At 64.0% G+C, this 13,952-nt stretch carries 18 protein-coding genes; 13 read left to right on the top strand and 5 right to left on the bottom strand.

The annotated features are described in order from the left end of the window. The first annotated feature begins 45 nt into the window (after nucleotides 1-45). From HOP59_RS01785 to HOP59_RS01770, 4 genes are all read left to right on the top strand, one after another. On the top strand, nucleotides 46-792 hold the full coding sequence (locus HOP59_RS01785; RefSeq protein ID WP_234252793.1) for a class I SAM-dependent methyltransferase: 747 nt from the start codon (nucleotides 46-48) through the stop codon (nucleotides 790-792). A gap of 97 nt (nucleotides 793-889) precedes the next feature. Then, a complete protein-coding gene (locus HOP59_RS01780; protein WP_234252584.1) occupies nucleotides 890-1,849 on the top strand; it encodes a DMT family transporter in 960 nt (319 codons plus the stop codon). Then, complete coding sequence (locus HOP59_RS01775; protein WP_234252583.1) at nucleotides 1,846-2,589, top strand: carbon-nitrogen hydrolase family protein; 744 nt, start codon at nucleotides 1,846-1,848, stop codon at nucleotides 2,587-2,589. Before HOP59_RS01780 ends, HOP59_RS01775 begins: the two co-directional genes overlap by 4 nt. A gap of 63 nt (nucleotides 2,590-2,652) precedes the next feature. Continuing rightward, nucleotides 2,653-3,717 carry a calcium/sodium antiporter gene (locus HOP59_RS01770; protein WP_234252582.1) on the top strand — a complete coding sequence of 355 codons (1,065 nt, stop codon included), beginning with the start codon at nucleotides 2,653-2,655 and terminating at the stop codon, nucleotides 3,715-3,717. A 10-nt stretch (nucleotides 3,718-3,727) separates the two neighbouring features. Here HOP59_RS01770 and HOP59_RS01765 read toward each other — a convergent pair whose 3' ends face one another. Next, the gene (locus HOP59_RS01765) at nucleotides 3,728-4,396 is read right to left on the bottom strand and encodes a glutathione S-transferase family protein (RefSeq protein ID WP_234252581.1); all 669 of its coding nucleotides are present in this window, start codon (nucleotides 4,394-4,396) and stop codon (nucleotides 3,728-3,730) included. 93 nt (nucleotides 4,397-4,489) lie between these two features. Here HOP59_RS01765 and HOP59_RS01760 point away from each other — a divergent pair, with 93 nt between their 5' ends. From HOP59_RS01760 to HOP59_RS01750, 3 genes are all read left to right on the top strand, one after another. After that, nucleotides 4,490-5,452, top strand: coding sequence for an arsenic resistance protein (locus HOP59_RS01760; protein ID WP_234252580.1), 963 nt, complete (start codon nucleotides 4,490-4,492; stop codon nucleotides 5,450-5,452). Between the two features lie 100 nt (nucleotides 5,453-5,552). Beyond that, nucleotides 5,553-6,161, top strand: coding sequence for a cell wall hydrolase (locus HOP59_RS01755; RefSeq protein WP_234252579.1), 609 nt, complete (start codon nucleotides 5,553-5,555; stop codon nucleotides 6,159-6,161). 206 nt (nucleotides 6,162-6,367) lie between these two features. Further along, complete coding sequence (locus tag HOP59_RS01750) at nucleotides 6,368-6,565, top strand: hypothetical protein (protein WP_234252578.1); 198 nt, start codon at nucleotides 6,368-6,370, stop codon at nucleotides 6,563-6,565. Nucleotides 6,566-6,602: 37 nt separating this feature from the next. Here HOP59_RS01750 and HOP59_RS01745 read toward each other — a convergent pair whose 3' ends face one another. Then, nucleotides 6,603-7,493 (bottom strand): LysR substrate-binding domain-containing protein, encoded by an 891-nt coding sequence (locus tag HOP59_RS01745; RefSeq protein ID WP_234252577.1) that lies wholly within the window; start codon nucleotides 7,491-7,493, stop codon nucleotides 6,603-6,605. Between the two features lie 160 nt (nucleotides 7,494-7,653). Here HOP59_RS01745 and HOP59_RS01740 point away from each other — a divergent pair, with 160 nt between their 5' ends. Both HOP59_RS01740 and HOP59_RS01735 read left to right on the top strand, forming a co-directional pair. Further along, nucleotides 7,654-7,989 (top strand): hypothetical protein, encoded by a 336-nt coding sequence (locus tag HOP59_RS01740; protein ID WP_234252576.1) that lies wholly within the window; start codon nucleotides 7,654-7,656, stop codon nucleotides 7,987-7,989. 60 nt (nucleotides 7,990-8,049) lie between these two features. Continuing rightward, nucleotides 8,050-8,769, top strand: a complete 720-nt coding sequence (locus HOP59_RS01735) for an SDR family NAD(P)-dependent oxidoreductase (RefSeq protein ID WP_234252575.1) — start codon at nucleotides 8,050-8,052, stop codon at nucleotides 8,767-8,769. Between the two features lie 22 nt (nucleotides 8,770-8,791). Here the strand turns inward: HOP59_RS01735 and HOP59_RS01730 are convergent, their stop codons facing one another. Beyond that, the gene (locus HOP59_RS01730) at nucleotides 8,792-9,691 is read right to left on the bottom strand and encodes an arylamine N-acetyltransferase family protein (protein ID WP_234252574.1); all 900 of its coding nucleotides are present in this window, start codon (nucleotides 9,689-9,691) and stop codon (nucleotides 8,792-8,794) included. Between the two features lie 189 nt (nucleotides 9,692-9,880). On the opposite strand from HOP59_RS01730, the gene HOP59_RS01725 reads away from it, so the two are divergent. From HOP59_RS01725 to HOP59_RS01710, 4 genes are read left to right on the top strand one after another with little or no spacing between them, the layout of a single operon-like run. Beyond that, a complete protein-coding gene (locus HOP59_RS01725) occupies nucleotides 9,881-10,222 on the top strand; it encodes an ArsR/SmtB family transcription factor (RefSeq protein WP_234252573.1) in 342 nt (113 codons plus the stop codon). Then, the gene (locus tag HOP59_RS01720) at nucleotides 10,215-10,787 is read left to right on the top strand and encodes an SRPBCC family protein (protein WP_234252572.1); all 573 of its coding nucleotides are present in this window, start codon (nucleotides 10,215-10,217) and stop codon (nucleotides 10,785-10,787) included. The genes HOP59_RS01725 and HOP59_RS01720 overlap by 8 nt, the downstream gene beginning before the upstream one ends. Beyond that, nucleotides 10,784-11,485: a DUF899 domain-containing protein gene (locus HOP59_RS01715; RefSeq protein WP_234252571.1), complete on the top strand. Its 702-nt coding sequence runs from the start codon at nucleotides 10,784-10,786 to the stop codon at nucleotides 11,483-11,485. The genes HOP59_RS01720 and HOP59_RS01715 overlap by 4 nt, the downstream gene beginning before the upstream one ends. A 52-nt stretch (nucleotides 11,486-11,537) precedes the next feature. After that, complete coding sequence (locus HOP59_RS01710; RefSeq protein WP_234252792.1) at nucleotides 11,538-12,233, top strand: aspartate/glutamate racemase family protein; 696 nt, start codon at nucleotides 11,538-11,540, stop codon at nucleotides 12,231-12,233. Between the two features lie 138 nt (nucleotides 12,234-12,371). On the opposite strand, the gene HOP59_RS01705 is transcribed toward HOP59_RS01710, so the two are convergent. Together HOP59_RS01705 and HOP59_RS01700 are read right to left on the bottom strand one after the other, a co-directional pair. Continuing rightward, on the bottom strand, nucleotides 12,372-12,575 hold the full coding sequence (locus HOP59_RS01705) for a putative motility protein (protein ID WP_086511075.1): 204 nt from the start codon (nucleotides 12,573-12,575) through the stop codon (nucleotides 12,372-12,374). Nucleotides 12,576-12,686: 111 nt separating this feature from the next. After that, the gene (locus HOP59_RS01700) at nucleotides 12,687-13,871 is read right to left on the bottom strand and encodes an MFS transporter (RefSeq protein ID WP_086511076.1); all 1,185 of its coding nucleotides are present in this window, start codon (nucleotides 13,869-13,871) and stop codon (nucleotides 12,687-12,689) included. Nucleotides 13,872-13,952 lie beyond the last annotated feature (81 nt).

Here is a 13,952-nt window from a genome sequence, read left to right as displayed (position 1 = left end):
TATACTCGGGCTCTCTCGCAGTGCTTGCAGGAACAAGTCGTGAAAATGGACAACCGTTACGGCTCGCTGGCGGCTTGGGTCTATGACCTGGACAAGCCCATAGGCCACAGCTTTGGCGACATCGAGTTCTATGGCCGTCAGTTGGAAGGATGCAGTGGCGCCATTCTGGAGCCCGCCGTGGGCAATGGGCGTATTTACATTCCCCTACTGGAGCGAGGTTTGCGAATGGTAGGGTTCGATGCCTCAGAAGAGATGCTGGTTCGCTGCCGCGCGCATTGCGCCAGCCGAAAGCTGACGGCGGTACTTAGCCACCAGCGCTTTGAAGACTTCCATTATCCCGAACGTTTCGAAGCCATCATCGTGCCCGCCGGCTCTTTCCAACTGCTGGACTTCGAGCAGGCTCACGTCACCCTGCTGAGGTTTCATGAGCACCTGAAACCCGGCGGCCGCTTGTTGCTGGATCTGGATGCCGCGGATTCGCTCATTGAGGACAAGGGTGGACAGCGCAGTTGGCCGGTCGGCGAGAGCGAGCTACTCACGCTTACCGCCTCGCCCCCGGAGGTGGATTATCTGGCGCAGCGAACCCATGCTCTGCTGCGCTATGAGCACTGGATCGAGGGGCGCTTGGTACTCAGCGAACTGGAGCGATTCTCTCTGCGTTGGTGGGGCCTTCAAGAGCTGACACTGTTGCTGCAACAGTCTGGTTTCACGCATGTACGGCTCTACGGTGACTATAGCGAGCAACCGCCGGGGCGCGGCTGCCAGATGATCACAGTCGAAGCGAGGCGCTGAACTGAGCACTCGCCCTTGCGACTTCCATCGCAAGAAGCGGAGTTCCCTCTTCGCCTTGCTGCCCTAGGTTGGCTTCATTACCAACCGGAGTGCAGCGATGAAGACGATCAAACGAAGCATGGGGCTCACGCAGTGGGTGTTGTTGCTGGCCTTGTCAGTGCTGTGGGGCGGCTCCTTCTTTTTCGTCGGTGTGGCGGTCGCGGAGCTGGGGCCGCTCACCATCGTGGCGCTGCGCGTGGGGCTGGCGGCGCTGGCGCTGCATGTACTGATTCTGCTGCTGGGCCAGCGCATGCCGCGCGACCCGGGGCTGTGGATGGCCTTCTTCGGCATGGGCCTGCTCAACAACATGATTCCCTTCAGCCTGATTGCCTGGGGTCAGGGGCATATCGCCAGCGGCCTGGCGTCGATACTCAACGCCACCACACCCTTCTTCACCATCGTCGTGGCCCACTTCCTGACCCGCGACGAGCCTCTCACCCCGGCGCGCCTTGCGGGCGTGGCAATCGGTTTTGCCGGCGTGGTGTACATGCTGGGCACCGAGGTCCACGAAGGTGCCACCCGCCACTCATGGGCGCAGCTTGCGGTGCTGGCCGGTGCGCTCTCCTATGCCTTTGCCGGGGTGTTCGGGCGGCGCTTTGGTGCACTGGGCTGCTCGCCCCTGGTGGCCGCCTGCGGGCAGGTCACGGCTTCAGCGCTGGTGCTCTTGCCTTTGGCGCTGCTGGTGGAGCGCTTCTGGCAGCAGCCCTGGCCGGGGCTCGATACCTGGGCGGCGGTGTTCGGCCTGGCTCTATTCTCCACCACGCTGGCCTACCTGATCTATTTCCGCCTGCTGGCAAGCGCAGGGGCGACCAACCTGCTGCTGGTCACGTTCCTGATTCCGGCCAGCGCCATCTTGCTGGGCATCTTGGTGCTGGGCGAGCGGCTGGAGTGGCGCCATCTGGCCGGCATGGGGCTGATCGGGCTTGGGCTTGCGGCCATCGACGGCAGGCCGTTGTGGTGGTTTCGAAAAATGGCTTACGCTTACCGGAAAGCCAGGCGAGAGGGAGCGGGCCGATGAAGCTGTGTGCCGTGCAGTACGCCTCGACAACGGGCGATATCGAAGGGAACGTGGCACGCCACACCGAGTTCATCGAACTGGCGGCAGCGCACGAAGCCGAGCTGATCTTCTTTCCCGAGCTCTCGTTGACCGGCTACGAGCCGACGCTGGCCAAGGGACTTGCCACCCATCCGGAAGACCCGCGGCTGGAGGTGTTCCAGCGCCTGAGCGACACCCATGAGATCGTGATCGGCGTAGGGCTGCCGCTGGTTACCTCACAAAAACCGCAGATAGGCATGGTGGTGTTTCAGCCCCATTCGGGGCGCCAGGCCTACGCCAAGCAACGGCTGCATGACGATGAACTGCCCTACTTCTCCTCCGGCGAGAAGCCGATGCTGATCGAAACCCGCGAGCACCGTCTGGCCGTGGCGATCTGCTACGAGTCGCTGCAGCCCGACCATGTCGCCACGGCGGCCAGCCTGGGGGCGGACGTCTACCTGGCCAGCGTGGCCAAGCTCGCACCGGGCATGGACGAGGCGCATGCCTACTACGCCACCTTCACCCGCTCTCACGCCATGACGATTCTGATGGCCAACTGCGTGGGGCCTTGCGACGGCGATGCCGGCGGGGGCCGCTCGGCGGCCTGGATCGACCGCGGCAAGCGCGTCGCCAGCCTGGACGGCGAGCAGGAAGCCATGCTGATGCTCGACACGGCCACGCTCACCGCCCAGGTGCTCAGCCTGGCGGCACCGGCGGCCTGAACGCTTCCGCCTCTCCCTGCGGCTCGTTCGTCTCTCACCCTTTTCAAGGCAAGGAACTCCCGAATGGTGACGCTGCTGCTGTTGGCCCTCGGCCTGGGGCTGTTGATCGTGGGGGCGGAGGGCCTGGTGCAAGGTGCGTCGCGCCTGGCGGCGCGATTGGGCATCCCACCGCTGGTGATCGGCCTCACGGTGGTGGCGTTCGGCACCAGCGCTCCGGAGCTCGTGGTCAGCCTCAAGGCTGCTCTGGACGGTCAGGCGGGCATCGCCATGGGCAACGTGGTGGGCAGCAATATCTTCAACGTGCTGTTCATTCTCGGCGTCTCGGCGCTGATCGTGCCTCTGGCGGTGGCCCAGCAGCTGATACGCCTGGATATTCCGCTGATGATCGTGCTTTCCCTAGTGGTGCTGGTGATGACACTGGACGGCAGCGTCGGCCGGCTCGACGGTGGGCTGCTGGTTCTTGGCCTGGTGGTCTACACCGTCTTCCTGCTTTGGCAGGGGAAACGCCAGGCAGCCAGCGACGCGCCGGCCGCCGACCGCGAGGCACTGACCCGCCCCGGATGGCACGACGCGCTCTACGTCATCGGTGGACTGGCCATGCTGGTGGCCGGCTCACGTTTGTTCGTCGACTCGGCCGTGACCATGGCCGGCTGGTTCGGGGTCAGCGATCAGGTGATCGGACTGACCCTGGTGGCGGCAGGCACCTCGCTACCCGAGGTCGTGACGTCGATCATTGCTGCCCTGCGCGGCCAGCGGGACATCGCCGTGGGCAACGTGGTGGGCAGCAACATCTTCAACCTGCTCGGCGTGCTGGGCATCACCGCCCTGATCGCTCCTGCCGGCATCGCCGTGACCCAGGCCATGCTCAGCCTCGACCTGCCGGTGATGGTCGCGGTAGCCATCGCCTGTTTGCCGATCTGCTTCACCGCCAGCGCCATCAATCGCTGGGAAGGGGCCGTGCTGCTGGGTTACTACGTGACCTATACCGCCTACCTGGTACTGGCTGCCACCCACCACGATGCGCTGGCCGGTTTCAGTGCTCTGATGCTCTATTTCGTGCTGCCGATCACCGCCCTGACTCTGGCCGTGCTGGTCGTGCCCGAGCTGCGCCGAAGAGCGAACGAGTAGCGCCTGACACTCAGCCCAGCATGTCCATGGCCGGCCTGGGGGAAACGCCCTGGGCCATAGCTGCCTCCCGCTCGACGGCCTTGGCTCGCTGAAAGGCCTCCCGCTCCTGCAAGCGCTGCCAATAGTCCGCCACGGCGGGCTTGAAGCGCTCGTCCAGGCCGATGTAGCTGGCCAGCAGCAGCGCATATCCCACCGACACGTCGGCCGCGGTGAAGCGCCCGGCGCAGACGAACGCCTCTCGCTCCAGGCGCGACTCCAGAGTACGCAGGCGTGAGAGAAACCAGCGTGAGTAGTCCTCCACCACCTGGGGCGAACGGCGCTCCTCGGGCTCGAAGCGGCCATAGCGCAGCACCAGGGTCTGGGGGAAGGTCAGCGTCGCTTCGCCGAAGTGCAGGAAGTTGAGGTAGTCGCCGTAGGCGGGGTCGTCCGGCGTTACCTCGAGACCCGCCTGAGGATGGCGACCGGCGAGATACTGGCAGATGGCCGCCGATTCGGTCATCGCCACCCTGTCGTCGAACAGCGCCGGCACCGTTCCCAGCGGATTGATCTCGAGAAAGGCTTCGTCGCGTACCCGGGGCGGAAAATCGTGCATCACCAGTTCATAGGGCACTCCGATCTCCTCGAGCAACCAAAGGGGACGAAACGAACGAGCGCTGACGCAGTGATGGAGTGTGATCATGGCAGGCTTCCGATCTTTCCTTGAACGTGTTGACTTTACAGGCACGAAGCGGCTGCGCGATGCTGAGCCGCCAATGCCAGGGAGCCTTTCAGATTGACACGCCAGACGCTCGAGAAGTATCAGGTCTTGGTCTATCTGGCGTTCATCGCCATGGGCCTGGCGCTGGGTAGCGCTTTGCCGCAGCGGGTCGGCGCGCTGGAAGCGCTGTTATGGCCATTGCTGGGGGCGCTGCTCTACGTGACCTTCACCCAGGTGCCGCTCATGCAGCTGCGCGCCGCCTGGCGCGATACCCGCTTTCTGGCCGCGGCGGTGGTCGGCAATTTCGTCCTGCTGCCGCTCATCGCCTGGGGGCTGGCGAACCTGTTCGTCACCGAGCCGGCGGTACGCCTGGGCCTGCTGCTGGTGCTGTTGGTGCCATGTACCGACTGGTTCATCACTTTCTCTCACTTGGGTGGCGGCAAGGCGCAGTACGCCATCGCCTTCGCCCCGGTGAGCCTGCTGTTGCAGCTTGCCCTGCTGCCTCTCTACCTCTGGCTGTTCCTCGACGAAAGCCTACGCCTCGCCCTGGTTCAGCGTGAGCTGCTGCTGGCCTTTGCCGGGCTGATTCTGCTGCCCTTGCTGCTGGCCTTCATTACCGAGAAGTGGGCTCAGGGAAACCTCACACGCGCAGCCATCATCGAGCGACTGGGCTGGCTACCGGTACCGCTGCTGGCACTGGTGGTATTCAGCATTGCCGCCACCCAGGTGAATGTCGTTGTCGGCTCCTTGCCGTTGCTCGGCGGGCTGTTACTGGCCTTCGTCGGCTTTCTGTTGCTGGCGGCCGCCTTGGCTCGGCTGTTGGCATCCATCTGGAAACTCCCCAACGCCCAGGGGCGGGTACTCGCCTTCAGCCTGGGTACACGCAACTCCTTCGTGGTGCTTCCCTTGGCCCTTTCCTTGCCCGCCGCCTACGAGCTGGCCGTGGTCGTCATCGTGTTCCAGTCGCTGGTGGAGCTGATCGGCATGGCATTCTTCCTGTGGTGGGTGCCACGCCGCCTATTCCCTACCGTAGGATGAAAACCATACGGCCTTGCTACGGAGCAGAACATCCGGACCGCTATACTCGTTACGCAATGACTCCCCTTTGCGAACCATAACGACAAACATAGGTTCCCCCATGCGCCTTCCCCTGTTGGCCGGCTGGCTTTCCCTGGTGTTGCCCATTGCAACCGTGCTGGCCGACACTGAGGTGCAGGCAGAAGAAGCCGTACGCAAAGCCGAGGTACTGGAGCAGGTCGTGGCGCCTGATGTTGAGGTCCGCGAGCCGGTGGAACCGCTCGAGGAGCAAGAGGCTCAAGTCATCGATCCAGAGGGCAGCGACCCGCTGGAAGAGCCGCTTACCTGCCTGGCGCGCAGCATCTATTGGGAAGCCAAGGGAGTACAGGGCCGCGACATGGAGTCGGTTGCCAACGTGGTGATCAACCGCCTGGCCAGCGAGGAGTTTCCCAACACCGTCTGCGAGGTGGTGAAGCAGGGCTCGGAACAGAGCCCGTGCCAGTTCTCGTGGTGGTGCGATGGGCGCCCCGATGAGGTGGTGGAAGGCGATGCCTATGAGGTGGCCAGGGAGGTGGCACGCCAAGCGCTGAATCGGGAGCTGCCCGACCACACCGATGGCGCGCTCTATTTTCACGACCGCACGGTCCAGCCCAACTGGGCCAATGAGTTTCTACTGACCATCGAAACCGAGGCGTTTCTCTTTTACCGTCCCAACGATACGGCGCAGTGATCGGAGAGGGTCGAACTCACCGGAACCGAGCCCGACCAATGGCCGGTGCCTGCGATTTTTTGGAAGAATGCGTGAATCGGCACGGTTTCGGTGCGCCTGGATTTGACCGGCCACGCTTCAGGAACTCACCATACAGTTACAAAAAGAATAAAAAAGCCCCTGACATTTCAAGCCATCCCAGGGGCAACTTGCAGGAGGTAACGCCTATGATCGTCTCACTGATCCCCAGTATCGCTGCCGTTCCCCAAACCCGACATGAAGCGGATATCGAAGCCTTGCTCGATGGCCTGATGAGCGATGAAGGGCTGAACCGACATGAGCGGGACGAACTGCTCGACCTGCTGATACTCGAGCGGGCCGAAATCAAGCGCCAACTCAACCGTATTCGGGAAGAGCGCGGCTGACCTGCCGGCCACCAGTAAATCGCGCTGGCAGAGAGGCTCAGAGCTTTTGAAAAGCCGCCATGACCTGCCCTGCCAGCGTTTCGCATGCCTGATCGGCACCGGGCCGCCTTACCATCGCCAGCTGATATTCACCCAGCGGCGGCAGCAGACCGGGATCGATGCGCTTCAACGGCGGTCGTACCAGGCTCAGCGGAAAAGGCGCCACCGCCAGGTCGGCGAGCATGGCCGCCTCCTGGCCGGCACAGTGCTCGCAGGAGTAGGCGATGCGGTAGCTCAAGCCGGCCCGGTCCAGGGCTTCGAGGGCCATGCCCCGCCAGGCGCAGCCGGAGTGCGCCAGCGCCACCGGTAGCGGCGAGCGCTGCGCGGCAAGCCCGCCTTCCCGCCCCGCCCACACCAGCGGTTCGCTGTGCACGATATCGCCGCGTATCTCCTGCCCCGGGTTGCCGGCGGTCACCAGGATCAGATCGAGCTCTCCGGCTTCCAGTCGGGCCAGCATCTCACGGCTGCTGCCCACCACCACGTCGACCTGCACCGCCGGATGCGAGCGGGCGAATTGCGCCAGCACACCAGGCAGGATGCGCGTGCCCACGTCATCGGTGGTACCGAATCCCAGTCGCCCCGACACGCTGGGGGCGAGGAACTGCGTCACCGCCTCCTCGTTGAGCTTGAGCAGGCGCCGGCCATAGCCGAGCAGCGTTTCTCCCTCGGGCGTGAGGCGTACCTGGCGGGCCTCACGGACGAACAGGGCATGGCCAAGCGTCTCCTCGAGACGCTTGATCTGCATGCTGAGCGCCGAGGGCGTGCGAAACACCTGGCGCGCGGCCCGGGTGAAGCTGCCGCATTCGGCAATTGCCACGAAGGTACGCAGCACGTCGGTGTCGAGCAGCGGCAGCGGCGAGTGCAGAGTGGTGGGGGGCAGTTGGGTCATGGTTCCACCTTTCAATTTCTCTTAAAGGAGACTCTAGTCTTTTTCGTTGGATTGATCCAATCGCAAGCGCGACACTGTCCTGCAAGAGGTCGCGACCCTCCACTCACTTTCAAGCGAGATCACGGCAGCCAGCCTGTGGCGGCCCGTGAGGAGGTGCGACATGAGTCAGTACGAACCGCTGCATCATCAGCCCAAGCCGACGCAAGCCAAGCATTCCACGCCGCCGCCCGAGCCGGACTTCTACATGCCGGCCATGCCGCCTCTGGGGCTGATCCATGCCATCGAGACCCTGCTGCACCGCTACCTGCGTCGACGGCGGTTTCGCCAGCGCTATCTGCCGCTGCTGGCCCACGACGACCACATGCTCGACGACATGAACCATCGGCGCGACGACATCCTGTGGGCCTCGCGCCTGCCGCTGAAGGAGGATGCCGAGCAAGCCCTGGCCGAGCATCGCGTGCAGCGTAGGAAAAGCCTTGCTGAGCCCAGCGCTTGACCTCAGCTGCGCTTGAGGTCGTAGGGTGCGGGCAACGTCAGCACAGCGAGGAGCAACACCATGAACGTGATGATCGTGGGCGCAAGCCAGGGCCTGGGCCGGGCCTTCATCGAAGGACTTGGCGATAACGGCGACCGCTTGATCGGCGTATCGCGCCGCATGCCGCAGCCATTGCCGGTGCGAACCGGCATCGAGATCGACTGGATCGAGGCCGATCTGGCCTCACCCGAGCGGGCGGCCGCCACGCTGGCCGAAGCCGCGCAAGCGCGGGGGCTCGACGTGCTGGTCTACAACCTGGGGCTATGGGAAAGCCGGGCTTTCGAGCCGGACTACCGCTTCCTGGACGACAGCCCGGCGGAGATCCAGCGCATCGTCACGGTCAACGTCAGCGGCGCCATTCTGCTGATACAGGCGCTGCTCCCCGTGCTGCTGCGCTCTCGTGCCCCGCGTATCGTACTCACCGGCTCGACCTCCGCCCTGCCCGGCCACGGCCGGCCGGAGGTCGCCTTCGGTGCCACCAAGCATGCTTTGCGCGGCATCGCCGAGGCGCTGCGCGAGGGCTTTCGCGAACAGCGCCTGGCGGTGACCTGTCTGCAGCTAGGCTATCTCAACACCGAGGACGACCTGAGCGTGCCGCTCGAACGCGCAGCCCGCCGCGGCGACGGCGAGTTCATTCCCATGCATGACGTAGTGCAACTGGTGCGCACCCTGCTGGCGCTGTCGCCCAGCGCCTACGTCAAGGAGGTGGTGATGCCGGCCATAGGTGATGCGCGCTTCTAGCGATTCCTCTCTAGCCACTTCCTCAGGTTCCAAGCTGCTCCCCCTCGGTGGAGGTCTCGACGAGCGTCTCGGCTCGTTGCAGCAGCGCGCGCTCCTGCTCAGGCGTCAGCTCGAGACCGAACCGCTGGCGCAGCACGTCGGGCAGCGCATCGGCTTCAATCCGCTGCAGCTCCGGCGCCTGGCCCGGGCGGAAGATCTTCAGCTCGAGATCGGTGAGCGCAAGCCGAACCTCGGCGCCGTTGTGCTGCGCCACGATGCGCCGCACGAAGGGCGATCCGGGGTGGCGAGAGGCCAGATAGTTGTATTCGCCAGAGTCGGCGCGATAGCAGGTTTCGTCACTGAACTGGTAGATGTTGAACCATTCACCGAGGCGCTTATGACGCAGCAGCCAATATCCCAGCGGCGAGCGCTCCAGGCGATACTCCCAGGGGCCATGACTCACCTCGCGGTCCGCCTCGAGCAGGATCGGCTCACGCGGCCCGACATTGCCGACGCCGACATCGACCATCCAGTCGTGGCCCGCCACTTTCACCACCAGCATGGTATGGCCGAGAGGAGTGACGATGCTCGCATCCTCGCCCATCAGCATTCTCGCGTTGCGCCCGGCGACCTCGAAGCCGAGCCGGTCCAGCACCGTGGCGAACAGCGTGTTGTGCTCGTGGCAATAGCCGCCGCGCCGACGTCGTACCAGCTTGTCCTGAAGACTTTCCAGGTCGATGCGGATCTCACCACCGGTGACGATCTCGAGATTCTCGAACGGCACCGCGGCGAGGTGCGCCTGCTGCAACGCCGTCAATGTTTCCAAGTCGGGGGCCAGCGATCCCCGGTAGTCGATACGTGCCAGGTAGGCGTCGAGATCGAGCGCCGACGTCTCCCACTGGGTCGATTCATGAAGGGGTTGGGCGTTCCGTACAGCCTGCATGGCGTTCTCCTGTTCCTTCAACTTAGCTCGTAGAGCAACCTTGTAGCGCAGGCTAATACCTCAAGTTAGCTTCAGGTAAAGCGGAGAAGTTTCAATCGCTCTGATAGCTTCAGGACATTCAACCAAACGGTTGACAAACCCGCCTACTAAGCCTATATCAACCATATGGTTGAATATGACGAAGCACACTTGGATCAGGTCTTCCATGCCCTGGCCGACCCAACCCGCCGCCTGCTGCTCGAGCGACTGGCGGCGGGTGAGCGCAAGGTCGGCGAGCTGGCCGAACCGTTCCCCATCTCGCTGGCGGCCGTTTCCAAACATGTTCGCGTACTGGAGCAGGCGGGGCTGGTGGAACGCCGTATCGAAGGGCGCTCCCACTACTGCCGGCTGCAACCGGAGCCGCTGGCAGCGGCAGAGCAGTGGCTGAGCTTCTACGAAGGCTTCTGGAGCCAGCGGCTGAACGCGCTGGAAACGGCGCTGCAGGCCGCCCCGGATGGTAAATCGACGAAGGAGAAGAGGCAGGATGGATGACACCGACTACGGCGAGCGGATTGCCGAAGAGAGCGTCCGCTTCGAGCGCCTGCTGCCGGGGCCCATCGAACGGGTCTGGGCCTTCCTCACCGAATCGGACAAACGTGCCCAGTGGCTCGCCCCCGGCGCCATGGAGCCGCGGGCCGGCAGTTCCTTTGCTCTACACTTCCACAATACCGAGCTGACACCCGACAGAACGCTGCCCAGCGAGCGCTTTCGTCAGTACGACGGCAGCTTCACGACACAACACCAGGTGCTGCGCTGCGAACCGCCCCATCTGCTTGTCTGGACCTGGGGCGGCGGCAACGAGGCCCCATCGGAGGTGACCTTCGAACTCAGCGAGGCAGGCGAGCAGGTGCGTCTGGTCGTCACCCACCGGCGCCTCGCCGATGCCGGCACCATGGTCAACGTGGCCGGTGGCTGGCATACCCACCTGGGTATCCTGGCCGACGTGCTGAACGGTCAACCGCCCGCCCCGTTCTGGCCCACCTTCGAACGCCTGGCTGAGGAGTACCGTCAGCGCATTACCTCTTCCAGCAACGGAGCGGAAGGAGCCGTGCCATGACCTTACCTATGCCCCCCATCGTCTCCGAAGAGGAGTGGCACCGCGCTCTGAATGAACAGATCGCTCGCGAAAAGGCCCATACGCGTGAGCGCGACAGGCTCAATGCCGCGCGGCGCCGTTTGCCGATGACCGAGGTGCGCGCCGATTACGTCTTCGAAGGGCCACAGGGAGAGGCCACCCTGCTCGACCTGTTCGAGGGGCGCCGCCAGCTGATCGTCTACCATTTCATGTTCGGGCCCGACTGGGAGGCCGGCTGCGACGGCTGCTCCTGGGTAGTGGACGCCATGACCCACCCAGCCCATCTCAACGCCCGCAACACCACCCTGGTGCTGGTCTCCCGGGCGCCACTGGAGAAGCTCCAGCGTTACCAGGCGCGCATGGGCTGGCAGCATCCGACGTGGTTCTCATCGCTGAACGGCAGCTTCAACCAGGACATGGGAGTGACCAGTGGCAACTGCCATGCGCCGGATACCGACCGCGGCGAGCGGCATGGCATCAGCGTCTTCCTGCGAGACGGCGAGCGGGTCTTTCGCACCTACTTCAGCGGCAAGCGCGGCGTGGAGTACCTGGGCAGTCTGTGGACCTATCTGGACCTGACGCCCTACGGCCGTCAGGAAACCTGGGAAGAGTCACCGCCCGGCTGGCCGCAGACGCCACCTTACGTATGGAACCGGCGTCACGACGAATACGAGGCGTGACTGCTCTCACGGCTCGCTTGGAAACAACGACAACCAGAGGGAACGCATGACCATGAAGACCATCGGCCTGCTCGGCGGCATGAGCTGGGAATCCACCGTCAGTTACTACCGTGCGCTCAACGAAGGGGTGAAGGCCACCCTGGGCGGGTTTCACTCGGCCAAGCTGTGTCTCTACAGCGTCGACTTCGCCGAGATCGAACGGCTGCAGCATGCCGGCGACTGGGACGCCACCGCCGAGATCCTGAGCCGGGCCGCTCGCAGCGTGGAAGCCGCCGGTGCGGACATCCTGCTGATCGGCACCAACACCATGCACAAGGTCGCGCCGGAGATCGAGGCCTCGATCACGATTCCGCTGCTGCACATCGCCGATGCCACGGCACAGCGCCTGACCGCCGACGGCATTCGCCGCGTCGGCCTGCTCGGCACCCGCTTCACCATGGAGCAGGACTTCTACAAGGGGCGTATCGCCGAAGGCTTCGGCATCGAGGTACTGGTACCCGACGCCGCTCAGCGCGACCTCGTGCACGAGGTGATCTACCACGAGCTGTGTCTGGGACAGGTGAAGGAGACCTCGCGCCAGCGCTACCTGGAGATCATTGAATCGCTACGCGAGCAGGGAGCCGAAGCAGTGATCCTCGGCTGCACCGAAATCGCCCTGCTGGTACAGCAGAGCGATACCGCGGTGCCGCTCTACGACACCACGGCCATTCACGCCGAAGAAGCAGTGAAGTGGGCGCTACAGGAATAGGCTTGAGCTGAAAAATCTTCGAGCGAAGGCCAGACAAGGCAAAAATCGGCGAAAAGACGGAGTTTACGGGGTGTAAATGAGTACTTTGAGCCGATTTTTAACGCCGTATGGGCAAGCGCAGAAATTTTGCGGCCAAGACTAGGCGTAGGTATTGATCTGCGTACCAACCATACCATCGTTGGCCAACTGCGGCTCCACCGAAGCCGAGGCCATCAGCGCCTGGACCTGATCCTTCTGCATGTCTAGCGCTTCCTTGTAGACCTCGAGCTGCACCTGCTGTGCGGCTTGGACCTGCTGCATGATCAGCGTCTGGCCCACGCTGGAGTTGACGGCGGAATCCATGTCATTTGCTCCCATTGTTGGTTCTTCTTTCACCCCACGCTAACAGCTGAGGGAAGCGAAGGCAAAAACGCAGCCCGCCGAAGCGGGCCGCGTACTTCAACCAGACAGCTTTCAGGTCGATGCACTAGCCAGCGGCCGTGTCCTTACGCCCATCAGAATCATCAGCGCGGCCAGCAGCAGTACCGCGGCGCTGGCGGCGAACACGTTGAGTGCTCCGCCCAGGTCGAAGATGAGCCCGCCCACGGCAGCACCTGTGGCGATTGCCAGGTTGATGGCGGCTACCAGCAGCCCGCTGGCGCTCTCGGCCTCGTCCGGCACCGTGCGGGTGAGCCAGGTCGACCACGCCACCGGGATGGCACCGAAGGCCAGCCCCCACACTGCCACCAGGGCGGCATCGGTGACCGGCGTGCTTTCCAGCAGCACCAGTGAGAGACCGAGCGTACCCATCAGCAGCGGCATCAAGAGCATGGTCAGCCGCAGGCTGCGCTCGACCATCCAGCCACCGAGATAGTTACCGAGGAAGTTGGCCACGCCGAACCCCAGCAGGATGGTAGCCACACCGCTCACGCCGACACCGGTCACCGTTTCGAGGAACGGACGTATATAGGTGAAGAAGGCGAAGTGGCCGGTGAAGACCAGGGCCGCGGCCAGCATGCCCAGGCCCACCCGTGGCCGCATCAGCACGTCGAACAGGGTACGCAGGCGGGTCATGCCGCTGGGTGCCATGCGTGGCAGGGTGAGGAATTGCACGATCAGCGCCAGCACACCCAGCATCGCTGCCATGCGGAACACGTCGCGCCAGCCGAGCAGATCGCCGAAGTAGCTGCCCAGCGGCGCCGCGGCGATGGTCGCAGCGGAAACGCCGCTGAACATGATCGACAGCCCCCGCGGCACCAGATCCTCGGGCACCAGGCGCATCATGGTGGCGATCGACATGGTCCAGAAACCTCCCAGCGCCATCCCCAGCAGCACGCGACCGATCAGCAGTACCGTCAGGTTGGGGGCAAACGCCACCATCAGGTTCGAGGCCACCAGCAGCATGGAGAAGCCCAACAGCACATGGCGCCTGTCGATGCGTCGGGTCGCTGTCGAGATCAGCAGGCTGGTGAGCAGCGCCACCGCTGCGGTCACCGTCACCGCCTGGCCCGCCATGCCTTCGGTAATGCCCAGGTCCGCCGCCATTGGCGTCAGCAGGCTGGCAGGAAGGAACTCCGCCGTGACCAGCCCGAACACGCCGAGGGCCATCGAGATGACCGCCCCCCAGGCGGGTCGTGCCCGCGGTTCCAACTCGTTCATGCTCGTTCTCCTTTCCTAGAGAAGCTTTCGTCAGGAACGAGAAGACTAGAGCGACCGAGTCGGACGATCTATGCTAGAAGC

The organism is Billgrantia aerodenitrificans (genome assembly GCF_021404405.1).
Lineage (GTDB): Bacteria > Pseudomonadota > Gammaproteobacteria > Pseudomonadales > Halomonadaceae > Halomonas > Halomonas aerodenitrificans.
The sequence above is the reverse complement of the archived record's forward strand: the minus strand, read 5'-3'. Positions and strand labels throughout refer to the sequence as shown.

Coding starts and splice junctions, on each gene's coding strand:
- HOP59_RS01770 (WP_234252582.1), top strand. CDS start 2,653: ATGGTGACGCTGCTGCTGTTGGCCCTCGGCCTGGGGCTGTTGATCGTG.
- HOP59_RS01750 (WP_234252578.1), top strand. CDS start 6,368: ATGATCGTCTCACTGATCCCCAGTATCGCTGCCGTTCCCCAAACCCGA.
- HOP59_RS01705 (WP_086511075.1), bottom strand. CDS start 12,575: ATGGATTCCGCCGTCAACTCCAGCGTGGGCCAGACGCTGATCATGCAG.
- HOP59_RS01775 (WP_234252583.1), top strand. CDS start 1,846: ATGAAGCTGTGTGCCGTGCAGTACGCCTCGACAACGGGCGATATCGAA.
- HOP59_RS01745 (WP_234252577.1), bottom strand. CDS start 7,493: ATGACCCAACTGCCCCCCACCACTCTGCACTCGCCGCTGCCGCTGCTC.
- HOP59_RS01735 (WP_234252575.1), top strand. CDS start 8,050: ATGAACGTGATGATCGTGGGCGCAAGCCAGGGCCTGGGCCGGGCCTTC.
- HOP59_RS01755 (WP_234252579.1), top strand. CDS start 5,553: ATGCGCCTTCCCCTGTTGGCCGGCTGGCTTTCCCTGGTGTTGCCCATT.
- HOP59_RS01710 (WP_234252792.1), top strand. CDS start 11,538: ATGAAGACCATCGGCCTGCTCGGCGGCATGAGCTGGGAATCCACCGTC.
- HOP59_RS01740 (WP_234252576.1), top strand. CDS start 7,654: ATGAGTCAGTACGAACCGCTGCATCATCAGCCCAAGCCGACGCAAGCC.
- HOP59_RS01720 (WP_234252572.1), top strand. CDS start 10,215: ATGGATGACACCGACTACGGCGAGCGGATTGCCGAAGAGAGCGTCCGC.
- HOP59_RS01780 (WP_234252584.1), top strand. CDS start 890: ATGAAGACGATCAAACGAAGCATGGGGCTCACGCAGTGGGTGTTGTTG.
- HOP59_RS01730 (WP_234252574.1), bottom strand. CDS start 9,691: ATGCAGGCTGTACGGAACGCCCAACCCCTTCATGAATCGACCCAGTGG.
- HOP59_RS01765 (WP_234252581.1), bottom strand. CDS start 4,396: ATGATCACACTCCATCACTGCGTCAGCGCTCGTTCGTTTCGTCCCCTT.
- HOP59_RS01715 (WP_234252571.1), top strand. CDS start 10,784: ATGACCTTACCTATGCCCCCCATCGTCTCCGAAGAGGAGTGGCACCGC.
- HOP59_RS01700 (WP_086511076.1), bottom strand. CDS start 13,871: ATGAACGAGTTGGAACCGCGGGCACGACCCGCCTGGGGGGCGGTCATC.
- HOP59_RS01785 (WP_234252793.1), top strand. CDS start 46: ATGGACAACCGTTACGGCTCGCTGGCGGCTTGGGTCTATGACCTGGAC.